At 74.0% G+C, this 19,528-nt stretch carries 13 protein-coding genes; 7 read left to right on the forward strand and 6 right to left on the reverse strand.

Features of this window, described 5'->3' with window-relative positions; all coding sequences use genetic code 11:
* Positions 1-53: 53 nt before the first annotated feature.
* The 6 genes from ACICHK_RS07050 (at position 54) to ACICHK_RS07075 (ending at position 10,321) form a co-directional block, all read left to right on the forward strand.
* Positions 54-2,096 (forward strand): SDR family NAD(P)-dependent oxidoreductase, encoded by a 2,043-nt coding sequence (locus ACICHK_RS07050; protein WP_406836236.1) that lies wholly within the window; start codon positions 54-56, stop codon positions 2,094-2,096.
* Positions 2,097-2,203: 107 nt separating this feature from the next.
* Positions 2,204-6,832: a beta-ketoacyl synthase N-terminal-like domain-containing protein gene (locus ACICHK_RS07055; protein WP_406836237.1), complete on the forward strand. Its 4,629-nt coding sequence runs from the start codon at positions 2,204-2,206 to the stop codon at positions 6,830-6,832.
* The gene (locus ACICHK_RS07060) at positions 6,829-7,143 is read left to right on the forward strand and encodes an acyl carrier protein (protein ID WP_406836238.1); all 315 of its coding nucleotides are present in this window, start codon (positions 6,829-6,831) and stop codon (positions 7,141-7,143) included. Before ACICHK_RS07055 ends, ACICHK_RS07060 begins: the two co-directional genes overlap by 4 nt.
* Before the next feature lie 3 nt (positions 7,144-7,146).
* On the forward strand, positions 7,147-7,968 hold the full coding sequence (locus ACICHK_RS07065) for an alpha/beta fold hydrolase (protein WP_406836240.1): 822 nt from the start codon (positions 7,147-7,149) through the stop codon (positions 7,966-7,968).
* On the forward strand, positions 7,965-9,185 hold the full coding sequence (locus ACICHK_RS07070) for a glycosyltransferase (RefSeq protein ID WP_406836242.1): 1,221 nt from the start codon (positions 7,965-7,967) through the stop codon (positions 9,183-9,185). Before ACICHK_RS07065 ends, ACICHK_RS07070 begins: the two co-directional genes overlap by 4 nt.
* Positions 9,186-9,283: 98 nt before the next feature.
* The gene (locus ACICHK_RS07075) at positions 9,284-10,321 is read left to right on the forward strand and encodes a class I SAM-dependent methyltransferase (RefSeq protein ID WP_406841174.1); all 1,038 of its coding nucleotides are present in this window, start codon (positions 9,284-9,286) and stop codon (positions 10,319-10,321) included.
* Between the two features lie 203 nt (positions 10,322-10,524).
* Here the strand turns inward: ACICHK_RS07075 and ACICHK_RS07080 are convergent, their stop codons facing one another.
* Entirely contained in the window at positions 10,525-11,001 is a 477-nt protein-coding gene (locus ACICHK_RS07080; protein WP_406836243.1) for a hemerythrin domain-containing protein, read from the reverse strand.
* A 357-nt stretch (positions 11,002-11,358) separates the two neighbouring features.
* On the reverse strand, positions 11,359-11,709 hold the full coding sequence (locus tag ACICHK_RS07085) for a cupin domain-containing protein (protein ID WP_406836244.1): 351 nt from the start codon (positions 11,707-11,709) through the stop codon (positions 11,359-11,361).
* Positions 11,710-12,694: 985 nt separating this feature from the next.
* Here ACICHK_RS07085 and katG point away from each other — a divergent pair.
* Positions 12,695-14,887, forward strand: a complete 2,193-nt coding sequence (gene katG / locus ACICHK_RS07090) for a catalase/peroxidase HPI (RefSeq protein ID WP_406836245.1) — start codon at positions 12,695-12,697, stop codon at positions 14,885-14,887.
* 69 nt (positions 14,888-14,956) lie between these two features.
* On the opposite strand, the gene metC is transcribed toward katG, so the two are convergent.
* Genes metC through ACICHK_RS07110 form a run of 4 tightly spaced genes read right to left on the reverse strand, consistent with a single transcriptional unit; the run spans position 14,957 to position 19,516 of the window.
* A complete protein-coding gene (gene metC / locus ACICHK_RS07095) occupies positions 14,957-16,165 on the reverse strand; it encodes a cystathionine beta-lyase (RefSeq protein WP_406836246.1) in 1,209 nt (402 codons plus the stop codon).
* A complete protein-coding gene (locus tag ACICHK_RS07100) occupies positions 16,162-17,424 on the reverse strand; it encodes an MFS transporter (protein WP_406836247.1) in 1,263 nt (420 codons plus the stop codon). Before ACICHK_RS07100 ends, metC begins: the two co-directional genes overlap by 4 nt.
* Positions 17,421-18,302, reverse strand: coding sequence for a sulfurtransferase (locus tag ACICHK_RS07105; RefSeq protein WP_406836248.1), 882 nt, complete (start codon positions 18,300-18,302; stop codon positions 17,421-17,423). Before ACICHK_RS07105 ends, ACICHK_RS07100 begins: the two co-directional genes overlap by 4 nt.
* Positions 18,299-19,516 carry an acetyl-CoA carboxylase biotin carboxylase subunit family protein gene (locus ACICHK_RS07110; RefSeq protein WP_406836249.1) on the reverse strand — a complete coding sequence of 406 codons (1,218 nt, stop codon included), beginning with the start codon at positions 19,514-19,516 and terminating at the stop codon, positions 18,299-18,301. Before ACICHK_RS07110 ends, ACICHK_RS07105 begins: the two co-directional genes overlap by 4 nt.
* Positions 19,517-19,528: the final 12 nt, after the last annotated feature.

Genomic DNA, 19,528 nt, shown 5'->3' on the forward strand with positions numbered 1-19,528 from the left:
CGGGGCACGGCGGCCGCCGTGCCCTGGGAGAGCCGCCTCTGGCGGCCACGCCGGTGCCCCGGCCACCCCAGGTCACCGGGGCGTCGACCGACCGGGCGCCCGTCACCGGGCCCGCACCGGTCCGGGGCGACGGCATCCGGCAGGCGGTCCTGGAGATCATCAGCGAGCGGACCGGCTATCCCCTCGACATGATCGAACCCGATCTCGATCTGGAGGCCGACCTCAGCATCGACTCCATCAAGCGGGCGGAGATCGCCGGTGAACTGGCCCGGCGCCTCGGCTCCGGGGACGGCACGGACCTCACCGGGCTCGACGACGCCGAGCTGGAGGACCTGGCGAAGGCACGGACGGCCGCCGCGGTGACCGACTGGCTGACCGCGCGGCTCTCCGGCCCCGCGGAGCCGACCGTGATCCCCGCCGAGGACGCGGAGACGGCCCCGGCGGCCGAGGCGGGGCGTACGGCCGGGGCCGTCGGGGCGTCCGGGACGGCCGAGGCGCCGGAAGCGTCCGGGACGGCCGAGGCGCCGGAAGCGTCCGGGACGGCCGAGGCCGTGGAGACGGCCACCGGCACGACGACGAACGACGTGATGGTGAACGACGATGTGGTGAACGACGCGGTGGTGAGCGGCGAGGCTCCCAAGCGGTATCTGCTGCGGTCGGTGCCCCTCGGGCAGGAGGGCGGTGCGGCGGACCCGACGGCCGTACTGTCCGGGACGCGGTGGGTCGTCCTCGGCGACGCCCCCGAGATCGGCGCCCGGCTCGCCTCTCACGGCGCCGACGTCGTCGTACGCGACCGGGAGCATCTGCTCACGCCGGACGACGGCCGGGTGGACGGGGTCCTGTATCTCGTGACGGGTGGCTCGCCGGTGCTTCCGGGCGCCTTCCCCGTCCTGAAGGCCGTCCTGGCCCGGGGGCCGCGCAGACTGCTGGCGATGCGGGCCGCCCCCGGGGACGTTCCGGACACGGTGGCGGCGGGACTGCGCGGCTTCTTCCGTACCGTGGCACGCGAGTACCCGGAGACGATCGCGCGGACGGTGGAGGTGGCGACCGCGTCGGCCGTCGCGGACGCGCTGCTGCTCGCGGACGCGCTGGTCGACGAGGTGTGCGCGCCCGACCGCGCCCCGGTCGTCCTGCGCCGGCCGGAGGGCCGGTTCGCTCCGGAGCTCGTCGAGTCACCGCTGGGGATCCTCGGCGGCACCGGCGCGGGACCGGCCGGCACGGGGGCCGCCGAGGCCGCCGCGCTGGGCCTGGACCGGGACGCGGTGGTCCTGCTGGCCGGCGGGGCACGCGGCATCACCGCGCAGTGCGCCGCGGCCCTCGCCGCCGCCGGCCGGTGCCGGCTCGAACTGCTCGGCAGGACACCCGCCCCGGACGGCCCGGAGGACCCGGACACGGCCGCCGCCCGTACCCCGTCCGCACTGCGCGCGGTGCTCGCCGCGCGCGGCGGGACGAAACCGGCCGCGATCAACCGTGAGGCCGAACTCCTCCTCGCCCAGCGGGAGATCGCCGCGACGCTGACGGAGCTCAGGGCGCTCGGCAGCCAGGTCCGCTACCGCTGCGTCGACTTCCGGGAGCCCGAGGCGGTGCTCCAGGCGGTGAAGGAGATCCACGCCGAGCACGGCCGCCTCGACGGTGTCGTCTACGCGGCCGGGGTGATCGAGGACCGGATCATCGCCGAGAAGACCGCCGAGTCCTTCCACCGGGTCTACGGCACGAAGGCGACCGGCGCGGACGCCCTGCTCAGCGCACTGGAGGAGCTGCCCGGCGGGCCCGCGTTCAGTGTTCTGTTCGGCAGTGTCTCCGGCGTCCTCGGCAACCCGGGCCAGGCGGACTACGCGGCGGCCAACGACGCGCTCCAGACGCTCGGCGCGGCCTGGGCCGCCCGCACCGGGCACCGGGCACTGACCGTCCACTGGGGGCCGTGGGCGCCCGCCGCCCGGCACGGCGGCATGGTCGGACCGGAGCTGGCCCGCGCCTACGGCCGGCGGGGCATCGGCCTGATCGACCCCGAGGAGGGCACCGCGGCCCTGCTGCGTGAGCTCGCCTGGGGCGACGCGTCGGCCACCGCCGTCGTCTACACCTCCTCGGGCTGGTGAGGGCTCCGGTGACGGGTCCCGCGGAGGATCCGGCGCGAAGCCCCGCCGCGGTACAGGACGGCCGTTCCTCACCGACGCGGCGTCACGTACCGGTCGCCATAGTCGGTATGGCGGTGCTGATGCCCGGGGCCCGGGACCTGGAGGCGTACTGGCGCAACCTGCGGGACGGGGTGGACGCGATCGGAGAGGTGCCGCGGGGCCGTTGGGACGCCGGGTACTACCGCCCCGGCACCGCGTCCGCACCGGCCGTCGCCGACCAGGTGTACTGCCGCAGGGGCGGGTTCGTGGACACGCTGGCCGAGGTGGAGGTGACCCGGTTCGGGATCATGCCGAACTCGGTGGCCGGCACCGAGCCGGACCAGCTCATCGCGCTGCACGTGGCCGCCGCGGCCCTCGCGGACGCGGGCGGCACGGACCGGCTGCCCGACCGGCGGCGCGTCGGCGTCGTCCTCGGCCGGGGCGGCTATCTCACCCCGGGCCTGGTCCGGCTCGACCAGCGCGTGCGCACGGCCGGGCAGCTGGTGCGGACCCTGGGCGAACTGTTACCCGAACTGACGGGCAGTCAATTGGACCGTGTGCGGACGGCGTTCACCGACCGGCTCGGACCCGACAGCCCCGATTCGGCGATCGGCCTGGTGCCCAATCTGGCCGCCTCCCGGGTGGCCAACCGGCTCGACCTGCGCGGCCCCGCCTACACCGTGGACGCCGCCTGCGCCTCGTCGCTGGTCGCGGTCGACCAGGCGGTGGGCGAACTCTCCTCGGAGCGCTGCGACCTGATGCTCGCCGGGGGCGTCCACCACTGCCACGACATCACGCTGTGGAGCGTCTTCTCCCAACTGCGCGCCCTCTCGCCCAGCGAGCGCATCCGCCCCTTCCACCGGGACGCCGACGGCCTCCTCGTCGGCGAGGGCACCGGGGTCGTCGTACTGAAGCGGCTGGCCGACGCCCGGCGCGACGGCGACCGGATCTACGCGGTGATCCGGGGCACCGGGGTGGCGAGCGACGGCCGGGCCGCCGGCCTGGTCAACCCCGACCCGGGCGGTCAGGCGAGCGCCGTACGGCAGGCGTGGCTCGCCGCCGGACTCGACCCCGCCGCGCCCGGCTCGGTCGGCCTGCTGGAGGCGCACGGCACCGCGACCCCGGCCGGCGACGCGGCCGAACTGGCGACGCTCGCCGCGGTGTTCGGCCCGGCCGGGAGATCCGGCGCGGACCGCGCGGTGATCGGCTCGGTGAAGTCGATGATCGGGCACACCATGCCCGCCGCCGGGGTGGCCGGACTGGTCAAGGCCGCCCTCGCGGTGCACCACGCGACGCTGCTGCCGACCCTGCACTGCGACGACCCGCATCCGGCGCTGGCCGCGACCCGCTTCCGTGCGCTGGAGAAGGCAGTCCCCTGGGAGAGCTCACCCGGTCGCCCGGTGCGGCGGGCCGCCGTGAACGCCTTCGGTTTCGGCGGGATCAACGCGCACGTGGTGCTGGAGGAGGCACCCGCGTCCGTCGCGACCGCGCCCGCTCCGACGGCCGGGCGTCCGGCCGGGCGGGTCGCCGAGCCCGAGCGGGTCCTGCTGCTCGCCGCGGACGGTCCGGAACCGCTCGCCGCCCTGCTGGACACCGACGACGACGCGGTACGCGCCGCCGGACTCGACCCCGCGCTCCCCCATCGGGCCGCGGGCCGGGCCCGGCTCGCCGTCGTCGGCCCGACCGCGAAACGGCTGGCCCTGGCCCGCCGGGCGGTCGGCCGGGGCCGGGCCTGGCACGGCCGGGGTGACGTCTGGTTCCGGCCCGGCCCCCTGCTCGGCCCCGGGCACGGCAAGCTCGTCTTCGTCTTCCCGGGCCTGGAGGGCGAGTTCGCCCCGCGTGTCGATGACGTGGCCGCGCACTTCGGGCTGCCCGGCGCGGCGCCCGCGGGCGATCGCGTCGACGATCGCGTCGGCGATGTGGGCCGCCACGGCTTCGGCGTGGTCGCCGTCGGACGCCTCCTCGACGCCGCGCTGCGTCGCACGGGCGTCGTTCCGGACGCGGTCGCCGGGCACAGCGTCGGCGAGTGGACCGCGATGACGGTGGCCGGACTGTACTCCGGGGACGAGGTCGACGCCTTCATGGCGGGCTTCGACCCGGACACGGTGACGGTGCCGGGTCTCGCGTTCGGCGCCGTCGGCGCGCCCGCGGACCGGGTACTGGCCGCCCTGGAGCAGGAGTGGACGGGCGCCGGCCTGGTGCTCTCCCACGACAACGCGCCGGGCCAGTCGATGGTGTGCGGGCCGGACGGCGCGGTCGAGGACTTCGTCCGGTCGTTCCGGGCCCGCGGTGTGCTCGGCCAGGTGCTGCCGTTCCGGTCCGGCTTCCACACGCCGATGCTGGCGCCCTATCTCGGGCCGATCAGACAGGCGGCGCAGCGTTTCCGGCTGTACCCGGCGGCCGTCCCGGTGTGGTCGGGGACGACCGCGGCGCCGTTCCCCGAACGGGAGGCGGAGGTACGTGAGCTGTTCGTCCGGCACCTGCTGGAACCCGTGCGCTTCCGGCAGTTGACCGAGGCCCTCTACGCGGCGGGGCACCGGACGTTCGTCCAGGTGGGCCCCGGACAGCTCGGGTCGCTCGTGGGCGACACCCTCGGCGACCGCGACCATCTGGCCGTGGCCGCCAACTCCCCGCACCGCACCGGCCTCGCCCAGTTGCGCCGGGTGGCGGCCGCGTTGTGGACGGCGGGGGCGGCCGTGGCCCCCGCCCTGCCCACCGGGCCCCGTACGGACACCGTCTCCGGATCCGGGCCCGGATCCGCCGGCGGCGGCGCGCCGTCGCCGCGGCCCCTGGCGCGACTCGACCTGGGCGGCGCGCTGATCTCGCTCGACGGCCCGGAACTGGCGGGTCTGCGCGCGGAGTTACGGGCCGCTCCCACCGCTCCGGGTGCCGTCGCCGGGTACGCACCGGGTGCGCTGGGCGCGCTCACCGATCGGTTCCCCGGCGCCGCCGAACTGGACGCCCTGTTGCGGGACACCGCGGACACGGCGGCCGCGCTGATCACCGCGCGGCCCGCCCGCCGACCGGCCGCCACGCCCCCTCCCCCCGTCCCCGCCTCCGCTCCCGCCTCCGAGCCCGTCGCCGGGCCCGTCGCCGAGACGCGAGCGGCGGTCGGCGACGTGGCGACGACGGGAACCCACGCACGGACCTGGACCGTCCGCGTCTCGCCGGAGACCATGCCCTATCTGCTCGACCACTGCTTCTTCCCCCAGCGGGCCGACTGGCCGGACGTGGCCGACCGCTGGCCGGTCGTCCCGGCGACCACGATCGTGCGGCACCTGATGGACGCGGCACGGTGGGCGGCGCCGGGCAAGGTTCCGGTCGCGGTGCACGGCGCCCGGTTCGAGGAGTGGCTGACGGCCACCCCCGCCGTCGACGTACGGGTCACGGCGGAGCTCGTGGCACCGGACCGCCTGGCCGTGTCCTTCGGCCCCCGGGCCCGTGCCACCGTCGAACTCGCCACCGGCTACCCGGCCCCGCCGCCCACCCGTTGGCGGACCGACCCCGCGGGCGAACGCGTGCCCGGCCACACGGCGGCCCAACTGTACGGCGAGCGCTGGATGTTCCATGGCCCGGCGTTCCAGGGGGTGACCGAACTGACCGCGCTCGGCGAGCGGCACATCCGCGGGATCATCACCGCCCCGGCGGCGCCCGGCGCCCTGCTGGACAACGTCGGCCAGCTCCTCGGCTACTGGATCATGACGACCCGCACCGAGCGGACGGTCGTGTTCCCGGTCGGGATGCGGGAGATGCGCTTCCACGGCCCGCATCCGGCCGCGGGGACGCGGGTGGCGTGTCTGGTGCGGATCACCTCCCTCACCGACACCGTGCTGGAGGCCGACGTACAGCTGTCGGTGGACGGTGCCGTGTGGGCGGAGCTGCGCGGCTGGCAGGACCGCCGGTTCGACAACGATCCGCACACCCGGCCGGTGGAGCGCTTCCCGGAGCGCAACACCCTGTCCGAGGCCCGCCCGGGGGGCTGGTCGCTGGTGCACGAGCGATGGCCGGACCTGGCCTCGCGCGAACTGATCATGCGCAACTCGCTGGGCGGGAAGGAGCGTTCGGAGTACGCCGAGCACGCGCCGCGCGGCCGCAGGCAGTGGCTGCTGGGCCGGATCGCGGTCAAGGACGCCGTACGACAGTGGCTGTGGGACCACGGCGAGGGCCCGGTGTTCCCGGCGGAGCTGCGGGTGCGCAACGACGACGTCGGCCGCCCGTACGTCACCGGGATGTACGGCCGCGAACTGCCCCCGCTGGACGTGTCGCTGGCCCACCGCGCGGAGGCGGGCGTGGCGATCGTACGGCCGCACACGCCCGGTCCCGGGCCGGGCATCGACATCGAGGAGGTCACCGACCGCGCCCCGCAGGCGGTGGCGAGCGTGCTAGGCGCGGACGAACTGCGGCTGCTGCACGGGCTGTGCGCGGCCACCGGCGACTCCGAGGCACTGTGGTTCACCCGGTTCTGGGCCGCGAAGGAGGCCGTCGCCAAGGCGGAGGGCACCGGCTTCGGCGGCCGGCCGCGCGACTTCGCCGTGTTCGAAGCGTCCCGGGCCGGAGACGCCCTGACCGTCTCGGGCCGCCTGGAACGCGCCTACGCGGTGCGGTGCGCGCCCGCCGCGAACCCGCCCGGACTGACCGGCCGGGCCTATGTCGTGGCCTGGACCACGGGACCGATCGGACCGACGGGACACCCCCACGAGGAGGAGTACGCCCCATGAACGCCACCCCCCGCCCCGCCGACACGGACCTGGTCCTCGCCGACATCGCCGGACTGCTCGCCCGGCTCCTGGAGGACGAATACGGCCTCGACGACGCCGAGATCGGCATGGAGACCACGTTCAACCGCGATCTGGAGCTGGAGAGCATCGACCTGGTGACCCTGGCTGGACTGCTGGAGGAGCGGTACGGCGGGCGGGTCAACTTCGCCGAGTTCCTGGCCGGGATGGAGTTCGACGAGATCATCGAGCTCACCGTCGGACGGCTCGTCGAGTACGTCGTGACCAGCCTGAAGGCGGCGGAGGCGAGCTGACGCATGGCGATGGTCGACACCGGTGGACTCCGGTTGCACGTACAGCGGATCGGCCCCCGGGACGGCCGGGCGGCCACCGCCACCGCGGTACTGGTCCACGGTCTGCTCACCGACAGCCTGGCCAGCTACTACTTCACCGTGGCGCCCGCCTTCGCGGCGGCCGGCCTCGACGTCGTCATGTACGACCTGCGCGGCCACGGCCGCAGCGAACGCCCGCCCGACGGCTACACCCTGGACCACAACATCGACGACCTCGGGGCGCTCCTTGACCGACTGGCGGTGACCGGACCGGTGCACCTGGTCGGCAACTCCTACGGCGGCACGATCGCCTTCGGCTACGCGGCCCGCCGTCCCGAGCGGGTGGCCAGCGTGTCCCTGATCGAGTCCGAACCGGCCACCGCGGCCTGGGCGTCGAAGCTCGGCGGCATCCTCGACCGGGTGGTGACCCAGCTCGCGCACAACGAGCCCGACGCCCTCGCCTGGATCACGGCGAACCGGGGCCACAACACGGCGCGGCTGGCCCGGGGAGCGGCCCGGCTCGCCCGGGACACCAGCCTCGGCCGGGACATCCCGGCCAGCCGCGTCCTGACGGAGGATCAGATCGCCGCGGTCCGCCGTCCCGTGCTCGGGGTGTACGGCGGTGACTCCGACCTCGCCGAACTCGCTCCCTGGCTGCGATCGTTGCTGCCGGACTGCCGGACGGTGGTGATCCCGGGGCACGAGCACTCGGTGCTGGTGGAGGCGGCCGGGACCGTGGGCGGTCACGTCCTGGCGCTGATCCAGAGGACTTCGGCGGGCCGGCGGGTGGGGGTCGAGACGCGGTGAGCGGATTCCTCTTCGTGGTACCGCCGTTGGTCGGGCACATCAACCCGGCCGTCGGGGTCGCCGACCAGTTGCTCGCGCGCGGGCACCGGGTGGCGTGGGCGTGCGCCGACCCCGGTCTCGTGGGACGCCTCGCGGGTGAGCGGGCCCCGGTGTTCCCGTGCGCCGGGCCGGTACCGGGGGTGGGCGGGGCGCGACGGCCACCCGACCTGCGGGGTCCCGAGGCGCTGAAGTTCCTGTGGGAGTGCTACCTGCTGCCGCTGGCCGAGGCGATGGCGCCGGGGGTGCGGGCGGCGGTCGAGGCGTTCCGTCCGGACGTGGTCGTCGCCGACCAGCAGGCGTTCGCGGGCGCGCTGGTCGCCGAGCGGGCGGGGCTGCCGTGGGCCACCTCGGCGACCACCTCGGCCGAGTTGGCCGACCCGCTGGCCGGGCTGCCGAGGGTCAGGCAGTGGCTGGCGGAGCGCCTCGCGGAGCTGCGCGCGTCCGTCGGGGACCCGGCGGGCGACACCGATCCGCGGTTCTCACCGCATCTGGTGCTGGCGTTCAGCACGGTGGAGCTGGCCGGTCCGGGGGCCGCCGCGCGGGGCGGCCCGATCCGCTGGGTCGGCCCGTCGGTCACGGCCAGACCGGCCACGGCCGGCTTCCCCTGGGACTGGCTCGACCCCGGCCGGGCCGCGGTGCTGGTGACCCTGGGCACCGCGAACGCGGACGCCGGCGGGCACTTCCTCGCCGTCGCCCGGGAGTGCCTGCGCGCACGGGCCGACCGGGTACAGGCGGTCGTCGTCGACCCGGGAAACACCCTGGGCGCGGACCGCGCCCCGTCCCCGGACGGCGCCCGGCCTCCGTACGGCCGCGACAAGGACCTGCTGGTCCTGCCGTCCGTACCCCAGCTCGCCCTCCTCGAACGGGTCGACGCCGTGGTCTGCCACGCCGGTCACAACACCGTGTGCGAGGCGCTGTGGCACGGGGTTCCGCTCGTGGTGGCGCCCATCCGCGACGACCAGCCGGTGGTGGCCGGGCAGGTGGTGGACGCGGGGGCGGGCGTCCGGGTCAGGTTCGGCCGGCTGACCGCCGCCCGGTTGGGCGCCGCACTCGACGCCGTACTGCACGAACCCGGACACCGCGGCGCCGCCGAGCGGATCGGTACGGCGTTCCGCGCCGCCGGCGGCGCACCGGCGGCGGCGGACAGCCTCGAAGAACTCGCCAGGGAGTGCCGATGAGTGAGCGGACCGGGCAGCCGGCCGGGCAGAGCGCCGAGGAGCCGGCCGGGCGGGCGGCGGGCGGACAGCCGGCCGGGGAGCCGGGCCGTGCCGAGCGGGTGGCCGCGCTGCGCCCCGGCTACCTGGCCGATCTGGCCGAGGGCACGGACCGCTTCTTCGAGCCGCCGCGCACCACCTGCCCCTGGTGCGGCTCCGGCCGGCTGACCACCCGTCTGCGCACCACGGACCTGCTCCAGCACAAGCCGGGCCGGTTCGCCCTCGACCGGTGCGACGCCTGCGGGCACGTCTTCCAGAACCCCCGGCTGAGCGAGGCGGGGCTGGAGTTCTACTACCGCGACTTCTACGACGGGCTGGGCGAGAAGAGACTCGGCGACACCTTCGGCGGCCGCACCGGGATGTACCGCGACCGCGCCGAGTCGATGCTGCCGTACGACCCCGCCCCGAAGACCTGGCTCGACGTCGGCACCGGGCACGGCCACTTCTGCGCGACCGCCCGCGAGGTGCTGCCCGGCACGGCGTTCGACGGTCTCGACTTCACGGACGGCGTCGAACTCGCCGCCCGCGAGGGCCGCGTGGAGCACGGCTATCGCGGCGCCTTCCCCGAACTGGCACCGGAACTCGCCGCCCGCTACGACGTGGTGAGCATGTTCCACTACCTGGAGCACAGCACCGACCCCGACCGCGAACTGAGGGCCGCGCGGCAGACGGTACGGCCCGGCGGCCATCTGATCGTCGAGGTCCCGGACCCCGAGAGCCGCTACGCCCGGCTGCTGGGCCGCTGGTGGCTGCCCTGGCTCCAGCCGCAGCACCTGCACTTCGTGCCGGTCGCCAATCTGCGCCACCGGCTGGCGGAGCTGGGGTTCACGGTGGTGGCGGAGCAGCATGCCGAGCCGCACGATCCGGTGGACCTGCTCGCCGCCGTATGGCTGGCGCTGGACCACGCCGCTCCGCGCGAGGACGTGCCCTGGCTGCCGCGGCCGCCGAACGCGCCGCGCCGGGCCGTACGGACGGCCCTGCTCGTCGCGGGGATCCCGGCTCTCGTCCTGGGCACGCTGCTGGACCGGTTCGCGGTCCGCCCGCTCGCACACCGGCTCGGCGTGTCCAACGCCTACCGCCTGGTGGCCCGCCGGGAGTGACCCGCGTGCGGCTCCCGGGCCCCGAAGGCCGACGGCCGCCCCACGAACAGAGTGCGGCTCGGTAGGGACCGTCCGCGTGCAGAGGCGGTGGCGGACTCTGCGCGACCGCACCTGCACCGGTGGCCTCCTGTGCCCCCGCCCGACCGCACCTGCACAGGAGGCTCATGCGGACCGCTCCCCCGGCGGGGGCGGAGTGCGGCCGGTCAGGCGGCCGGCCGGGGCAGGGCGCTGCCCGCCCCGGCACGCACGGCCTCGACCGCTTCCCACTCCTCGGTGCCCAGGTTCGCGAGCGCGGCGGGAAAGACGCCGTCCTGCTCCTTGAGGATGTGGTCGCGCAGCACGGCCATCGCCTCCACGAGCCGCTCCGGCCAGCCCGGATCCGAGGGCGTCGCCCCGTCGGCGGCCTCGGCCAGCACCGCCTCGACGCGGCGGTGCTCGGCCTCCAGGGCGGCGATCTGGTCGGGGAAGTCCGCGGCCATCGCGGGGAACAGGCCGTGCTCCTCCACCTCGGTGTGCGGGCCGAGCACCCTCGCGATCTCCCGGGAGACCTCTGCCATCCGGGCCACGTCTCCGGCCTGGTGGGCGGGGTGGAGGTGGCTGATCAGGCGGACGACCTCGTCGTGCTCCCGGGTCAGCTCGTCGATCGACGCCAGTGACTGGCAGCCGCAGTACTCACACATCGGCTCTTCTCCTTCCTCGTCCTTCCCGGTGTCCCCGAACCACCCGAACCCGGCCGCCCGAGACCTGGCCCGGGACGAGGTGGGTGGCGCGTCATGGACGCGGCCCGCGTCGTGAGGAGGAGCAGTGCCGCCGCCGCTACGGCGAGCCGGGCCTCGGCGAGGTCGGAGTGTCGCCCGAGCGGGTTGTGCCGCCGGCGCCACAGCGGCACCCCGCTGGCCCGTCCTCGCATGGGCGTGTCCTTTCGTGTGCGACCGGCGCCGAGCTTTCACCCCACTGACGGTGACGGACCCGCGGCCGGTCGGGCAGAGCCCACCGGACCGTCGTGGTGGGGCCGTTCGGCCTCGGCGCGGGGCTGGTCAGGCCCCGGCGGGGCCGCTGGGGCCGGCGGGTTCCGGGGCGGGCAGCATGGTCAGCAGCATGATGGTGGGCTCGGTGGCGCGCACGGTGTGCGGCAGCCTGGCGGGCAGGTGGATCCAGCAGCCTGGGAGGGCTTCGGTCTTCTCGTCGCCGAGGACGAGGTCGAGGCGGCCCTGGACGACCTGGATGACCACGGGCAGGGCCGAGGTGTGCTCGGTCAGTTCCTGGCCTTCGGCGAAGGCGAAGCCGACCACGCGCAGGCGGTCGTCGCGGTAGAGGACGCGACTGAGGGTGCCGTCCTCGGACAGCGGCAGTTCGGCGGCGAGATCGGTGATGACGGTGGCGGACATGCGGACGTCTCCTCGGAGGGTGGGCGGGACGGGGGCGGCGAGGGTGCCCGGGCGGGCCGGCGGCCGGTGTCCGGGCATGCGGTCCGCGGCCGGCCCGTCGCCGGGGACGGGGTGTTCCGCGGGGCCTGGCGGTTCGTCGATGCCATGTCTCGTGCCTCGCTCTCCGCCCTCATCAGCGCTGCTCGGGCGAACCTAACGCGAAGTGTCGCGGCGGTGAGGGGGTCCAACGTCCCGTCCGCGGGGCCCAGTGGGCCGGTCCGGGCGGCCGGAAGAAGGACCAACGGTCCTGGTGACGGGGTCCGGTCGACCGGGTGGCCGACCGGGTCCGGAGCCGCACGCCGGGCACTGGTCGGACCGCGGGTGCCCATCTGTCCGTACGACCGCTTCCGTGCCTGCCGGGCGGCCGTTCCCCGGCCCCGGCCCGACAGGCGTGGCGTGCACGGCGCGTGTCGCCCGGTTCGGTCGTGCGTCCGGCCGCGCGGTGCGGCCTGCTGATGACACGACCATGAGTGTGCTCACCCTCGCCTGGACCCTCAGGGCGCCGCGGCCCTCGAAGGCGCGGAGGCGCACCACGCTCGTCTGGCCGGGGAACCGGCCGAGGTGCCCGCCAGGACAGTCCTGTGACAATGAGTCGCCACGCGGAAGCAGGGAGTTGTTCACCGCCTGGCCCGGGGCTTCGGAAAACAGGGCTCGTCCGGCACGTCCGAACCCGGGCTGCCGTATCCGATTCGGCTCGCCCCGGAATTCTGCACGGGAGCGGAAAAGCCGCCCCTCCTCTCACGTATGCCACACGGGGCTCCCTGCGTGTTTCATAGAGGTGTGGCACGCGGTGCGCGACCATAAGAATGCGGACACGGCACGTTCTCCGGCCGGTGGACGTCATGGCGTGCCGATCGTGCGAATCGCCGTTCTCGACACCGGAAAGCCGAGGGCGTCAGGAGCGGCCGCCGACAGAAGGAACACCGAGACAGAAAGAGGGACGGGCATGTCCGGCAGTGAAAGCGAGAATCCGGCAATCCCTTCACCGACGCCCACACCGACCCGGCGGCCCCGGACGAACCGGGACTGGTGGCCCGATCAGCTGGACCTTCAGGTTCTCCGGCAGCACTCGCCCCGGTCGAACCCGATGGGCGAGGACTTCGACTACGCGAAGGAGTTCGCGGCCCTCGACGTCGACGCGCTGAAGCGTGACGTCTTCGAGGTGATGACGGCATCCCAGGACTGGTGGCCCGCCGACTACGGTCACTACGGGCCGCTCTTCATCCGGATGAGCTGGCACGCCGCGGGAACGTACCGCATCGCGGACGGCCGCGGTGGCGGCGGCAGCGGCGCGCAGCGCTTCGCCCCCCTCAACAGCTGGCCGGACAACGCGAGCCTGGACAAGGCGCGCCGTCTGCTGTGGCCGGTCAAACAGAAGTACGGCCGGGCGGTCTCCTGGGCCGACCTTCTGGTCTTCGCCGGAAATTGCGCGATGGAATCCATGGGATTCAAGACGTTCGGGTTCGGTTTCGGACGAGAGGACATCTGGGAACCCGAGGAGATCTTCTGGGGGCCCGAGGACACATGGCTCGGAGACGAGCGCTACAGCGGCGACAGGGAACTCACCGGTCCTTTCGGCGCCGTGCAGATGGGACTCATCTACGTCAATCCGGAGGGGCCCAACGGAAATCCGGATCCGCTGGCCGCCGCCCAGGACATCCGGGAGACGTTCGGGCGCATGGCGATGAACGACGAGGAGACGGTCGCGCTCATCGTGGGCGGCCACACCTTCGGCAAATGCCACGGCGCGGTCGACGCCAGTCATGTCGGTCCGGAGCCCGAGGCGGCCCCGATCGAGCAGCAGGGCCTCGGCTGGCGGAACACATACGACAGCGGCGCGGGTCCCCATACGCTCACCAGCGGTCTGGAGGGTGCCTGGACCAACGATCCGACCAGGTGGGACAACGGCTACCTGGACAATCTCTACGGGTACGAGTGGGAGCTGACGAGCAGCCCGGCCGGCGCCCACCAGTGGACTCCCACGGATCCCGCGGCCAGGGACACCGTGCCCGACGCCCATGATCCGTCGAAGCGGCACGCCCCCATGATGCTGACGACGGACCTGGCGCTGAAGGTGGACCCGGTCTACGGCCCGATCACGAAGAGGTTCCACGAGAACCCGGACCTCGTCGCCGAGGCGTTCGCCAAGGCGTGGTACAAACTGCTGCACCGCGACATGGGACCCCTCTCGCGCTACCTCGGCCCGTGGATCCCCGAGCCGCAGCTGTGGCAGGACCCCGTTCCCGACGTCGACCACGAACTGGTCGGGGACGAGGACGTCGCCGCCCTCAAGGCCAGGATCCTCGCCTCGGGCCTTTCCTCCTCCCAGCTGGTCACCACCGCCTGGGCGTCCGCGGCGAGCTTCCGCGGCACCGACAAGCGCGGCGGGGCGAACGGAGCGCGCCTCCGGCTCGCGCCGCAGAAGGACTGGGAACTCAACGACGTCCCCGAGGTGACCGAGACGCTGCGCGCGCTCGAGGGGATCCAGCAGGACTTCAACCGGTCCCGGACGGACGGAACGCGGGTCTCCCTCGCCGACCTGATCGTCCTCGGCGGGTGCGCGGCCGTCGAGCAGGCCGCGCGGAACGCCGGGCACGACGTCACGGTTCCGTTCGCGCCGGGGCGTACGGACGCCTCGCAGGAGCAGACCGACGCGGCCTCGTTCGCCGTGCTGGAGCCCACGGCGGACGCCTTCCGCAACTACCTTCCGGCGGGCGAGAAGCTGTCGCCGGAGACCCTCATGCTGGACCGCGCCAACCTGCTGACGCTGACCGCTCCCGAGATGACGGTGCTGATCGGCGGCATGCGGGCCCTGGACGCCGGTTTCAAGGGGTCTCCCCACGGTGTCTTCACCCACCGGCCGGGAGCCCTGACCAACGACTTCTTCGTGAACCTGCTCGACATGGGCACGGAGTGGAAGGCGTCGGCCACGGACGAGAACGTGTTCGAAGGCCGGGACCGCGCCACCGGCGAGGCCAGGTGGACCGCCACCGCCGTCGACCTGATCTTCGGTGCGGACTCCCAGCTCCGGGCAGTCTCGGAGGTCTACGCGTCCCGGGACGCGGGAGAGAAGTTCGTACGCGACTTCGTGGCGGCGTGGGACAAGGTGATGAACCTCGACCGGTTCGACCTAGCCTGAGCCCGTCGGAGGCGTCGGCCCCCGCCGCTCACGCGGCGGGGGCCGGCGCCTCATGGTCTTCCGGGTCGCCTAGCCGACGCGGCGCGGAACGCGTCCGCGGAGCAGGACCTCGAAGCCCGCCCTCAGGTCCTGCTTCAGGTCGGCCAGGGCCTCGAAGCCGACGTGCACCCGGATCAGGGGTCCCCGGCCCGCCCAGGTCCCGGGCAGGCGCCGGGAGACGGGGTCGGCGGGGACGACCAGGCTCTCGTAGCCGCCGTAGCTGTGACCGAGCCCGAAGAGGCGCAGGGCGTCCAGCATCGCGTCGACGTCCGGTTTGCCGAGGACCGGATCGAGCTCCACCCCGAACAGGCCGGCCGCGCCGGTGAAGTCGCGGCGCCACAGATCGTGGCCGGGGTCCCCGGGCAGCCCGGGGTGCAGGACCGCCGCCACACCTTCCCGTCCCGCGATCCAGCGGGCCAGTTCCAGGCCTTGTTCCTGGTGGCGGGCCAGCCGCACGCCGAGGGTGCGCAGTCCGCGCAGGCCCAGATAGGCGTCGTCGGCGCTCGCGCACTGGCCGAGCCGCATCGCCGCGCCCCGGACGAGCGGGTAGCTCTCCTCGGTGCAGACGGCCGCCCCGAGGATGCTGTCCGCGTGCCCCGTCAGGTACTTGGTCGCGGAGTGCACCACCACGTCCACGCCCAGTGCCAGCGGGCGGTGGAACACGGGGGTGGCCCAGGTGTTGTCGGCGACGGTGGCCACCCCGTGGGCCCGGCAGACGGCGGCGAGCGCCGGGACGTCCTGCACCTCGAAGGTGGTGGAGCCCGGGGACTCCAGGTACAGCAGCCGCGTTCGCGGGCGGATCAGCCGGGCGATGGCAGCGCCGTCCGCGGTCGGAGCGTAGTACTCGGTCTCCACTCCCAGCGCGGCGAGCGAGTCGCAGAACTTCCGGGTCGGCAGATACACCGAGTCGCTGACGAGGATGTGATCGCCGGCCCGGACGTACGCGAGGATCGTCGTGGTGATCGCCGAGAGGCCGGAGCAGGTCACCACCGCGGCGTGGCCGCCCTCCAGTTCGGTCAGCGCCTCCTCGAAGGCGCGGCTGGTGGGCGTGCCGAAACGGCCGTAGACCGGGCCGCCCCGCTTGAGCGGATCGGCCTGGGAGGCGTCCATCTCGGCCACGTCCCGGTAGAGGACCGTGGAGGCGTGGTACACGGGCGGGTTGACGTAGCCGCCCTGCCGGTGCGGGTCCGAACCGGCGTGCACGTACCGTGTCTCCGGCGAGTCGAGGGGCTCCTTCACCGGCCCACCGCCACTTCGGGAACCGCGGGTTCGGGCACCGCGGGCTGCCGGTGGCGGCCCAGCGCCAGGGCGAGCAGCGCCGCGATCGCGCACTGGGCCGCCACCACCAGCCAGAACATGCCCGGTCGGCCGCCGGACCGGTAGTGGGCGAAGACGAATCCGCCGACGACACCGGCGAGGAGTCCGCCGACACCGCCCGTGAGCCGCTGCACACCGAAGGCGAACGCGGCGTTGCGCGGCAGGAGTCGGACGAGTTCCAGGTCGCAGCGGAGGAAGAGGAAGATCTCGCCCATGGTGAACAGCGCGGTGCCGGCCAGCAGGGCCGGGGTGCCGTCGAGGGACATGACCGCCGTGCCGGCCCCCATCACGGTGAACGAGCCGGTCATCAGCAGGCGGTGGTCGGCCCGCGCGATACGGTCGGCGAGCACCGGCTGGAGCACCACCACCATGGCGCAGTTGAGCAGCATCACCCAGCCCAGCGCCCGGATGTTCGACACCCCGGCCGCGTACAGACCCATGAAGCTCTGGAAGAAGAAGTACAGGTAGTAGGCGAGGGCGGTGAACAGGACCGGCCGCAGCGCTCCCCGCAGTGCCGTCCACTTCCCGGTGGGCTCCTCCTGTCCCGCCGTCTCCGGCGCCGCGGCCGGCCGGCGCCCGGTCTGCTTCAGGGTGACCTGGTGGGCCGCGGTGATCAGCGCGAAGAGTCCGGCGAGGCCGACGAGCAGCGCCATCGGTTCGGCGTCGACCAACAGCGCGGCCAGCAACGGACCGAGGCCCATACCGGCGTTGAGCGCGGCGCTGCTCACCCCGAGGAACAGCGGGCGCAGTTCGTCGGAGACGCTGGTGACGATGTACGCCTTGTTCGCCGGGAGGTACAGCGCCGGCCCGGCCGCCACGAGGACGACGGCCGGGTACGCCGCCCAGGACACCTCGACGGCCGCCCCGAGCGCCACCAGTCCGGCCGTGCGCAGGGTGAGCGCGAACACCATGGTCCGCTTGAGTCCGAGCCGGTCCACGACCGCGCCGCCCAGGATGCTGCCGCCGAACTGGATGAAGGTGGCCACCGCCACCAGCACCCCGGCCACCCGGACGTCCAGGTGGACGGTCTCGACCATGAGCACCCCGATGAACGGGGTGACCATGTAACTGCCCAGCGCGACGACGAACGACAGGACGATCAGGGCCTTGAGCGCGGACGGCAGACCGGTGAACGTCCGGTACTTCGCGGCGAGTCCGCCGTCGGCGCGCCCCCCGCTCACGACGAGTCGCCCTCGTCGGCGCCGGTGACCACCGGGCGCCCGGAGGGCAGGCCCCACTCGCTCCAGGAGCCGTCGTACACGGCGAGCCGGTCGTATCCGGCCAGGGTGGCGCCGAGCGCGAGGACGCAGGCGGTGACCCCGGAGCCGCAGCTGAAGTACAGCTGCTCCCGGTCCCCGGCCGCCTCCTTCAGTGCCGTACGCAGCTCGTCCGCCGGACGCATCCGCCCGCCGTCGTGCTGGAGTTCGCCGAAGGGCAGGCTGACGGAGCCCGGCATGTGGCCGCCGCGCAGGCCCGGGCGGGGCTCCGGGGCGGTGCCCGCGTAGCGCTCCCGGGTCCGTGCGTCGAGTACGGCGGCACGCGGTTCGGCGAGGGCGGCGGCGACGGTGTCGGCGTCCACGATCAGGCCGGACCGGGGCCGGGCGGTGAACGTGCCGCGCGGGCCGTCGTACGCGGCGGGCCCGTCGTCGACCGGGTGACCGGCCGCGGTCCAGGCGGGCAGTCCGCCGTCGAGGACGGCGGCCCGGTCGAAGCCCATGGCCCGCAGCATCCACCAGGCGCGGGCGCTGGAGTAGACGCCCTGGGCGTCGTAGACGACGAACGTGTCGGTGTCGTGCACGCCGAGTGCGCGCAGCGCCTCGGTGAACTCCCGGGTGCCGGGCATGGTGTGCGGCACCGCGGAGGTGTGGTCGGAGAGGTCCCCGTCGAGGTCGAAGGGGCGGGTTCCGGGGATGTGCGGGGCGCCGCCCCGGCGGGCGCCGACGGAGGCGTCGAAGAGGACCAGGCCCTCCTTCCCGAGCCGTCCGGCCACCCAGTCCGCTCCGACGAGCGGGCCGGGCAGGCCGACGGCGTCGGTTCCAGCGGGAGTCGTGGCGCTCATGCGATACCTCCGGAGGAATGGGCGGGCCGCCACCGGGAGTTGTCGGAGAACCAGCCCGCCACGCGTTCGAGATTGGCGGCCACATCCTCCTCGCTGTCCCCGTCGACCACATAACCGGCCAGGAACAGACCGGACTTCACCCCGCCGTGGAACTCCTGGCCGACCGCCCCGGTGAACATCTCCTCGCGGACGCACCCGGGCTGCTCGGCCGCCGTGGGCAGTTGCTCCAGCACTCCGTTCCGCGGCGGGATGCACAGGGCCCCGGCGGGCCGGTACCGGGAGGTGTCCACCGTCGACGGCAGACCGCACTCGGCGTACAGCCACTCCTTGTCCAGGTCGATCCCGAAGGCGTGCCGGACCATCGCGCTGATCATGCCCCCGCCGGTACGGCTGGCGATCTCGCAGAAGACCAGCCGGTCGTCCGGGGTGATCCAGAACTCGGCGTGGAAGGCGGTCTGCGGCGGCGTCGGCAGCTCGGCCAGCACCGCCCGCGCCGCCTTGACCAGCCGGTCGTACAGCGGGTCCTGCCGGGTGAGCGGCAGGTTGGCCACCCAGTCGTTGCTCCGGAACGACAGGCAGTCGTTGAGGTAGCGGAAGGGGTGGACGAAGACGACCTCCCCGCCGGCCACCAGCCCGTCCACGTGGTACATCTGCCCGGGTACGAACACCTCGATCTCGCTGGTCCCCTGCCACGGACTGGCCAGGTAGGCGTCCAGCTCCGCCTCGTCGCGGATGACCGCCGCGCCGAGCGAGCCCGACTCGGACACCGGTTTGATCACGACCGGGTAGCCGTGCTCGGCGACGAAGTCGAGGGCGGTGTAGGCCGATTCGAGCAGGCGGTAGGCCGGCACGTCGACGGGGCCGCCCGCGAGATGGTCCTTCATCACGACCTTGTCGCGGAAGGCCAGCGCGCTCGCGGTGTGCTGGCCCGGCAGTCCGAGCAGCTCCCGCAACCGCGCGGCGCGTACGACATCGGCCTCGGCCCGGGCGAAGACCGCCTCGACCGCGAACTCGCGGGCCAGCCGCAGCGCGGTCTTCTCGACCAGCTGGTTGGTGTCGTACCCGTCGAAGGCGTGCACGTGCTGGAGATGGGAGTAGCCCTCCGCGTACTCGGACGCGGTCACGACGACCGGGACGATCCCCGAGCCGGCCAGCCACCGGTCGTACGGGGTCTTGGCGTGGGGCGTCTTGGCGAAGACGAGGATGTGGCGCATCGCGGGGTCTTT

The sequence above is a fragment of the Streptomyces sp. AHU1 genome, from assembly GCF_045343905.1.
Taxonomy (GTDB): Bacteria; Actinomycetota; Actinomycetes; order Streptomycetales; family Streptomycetaceae; genus Streptomyces; species Streptomyces triticiradicis.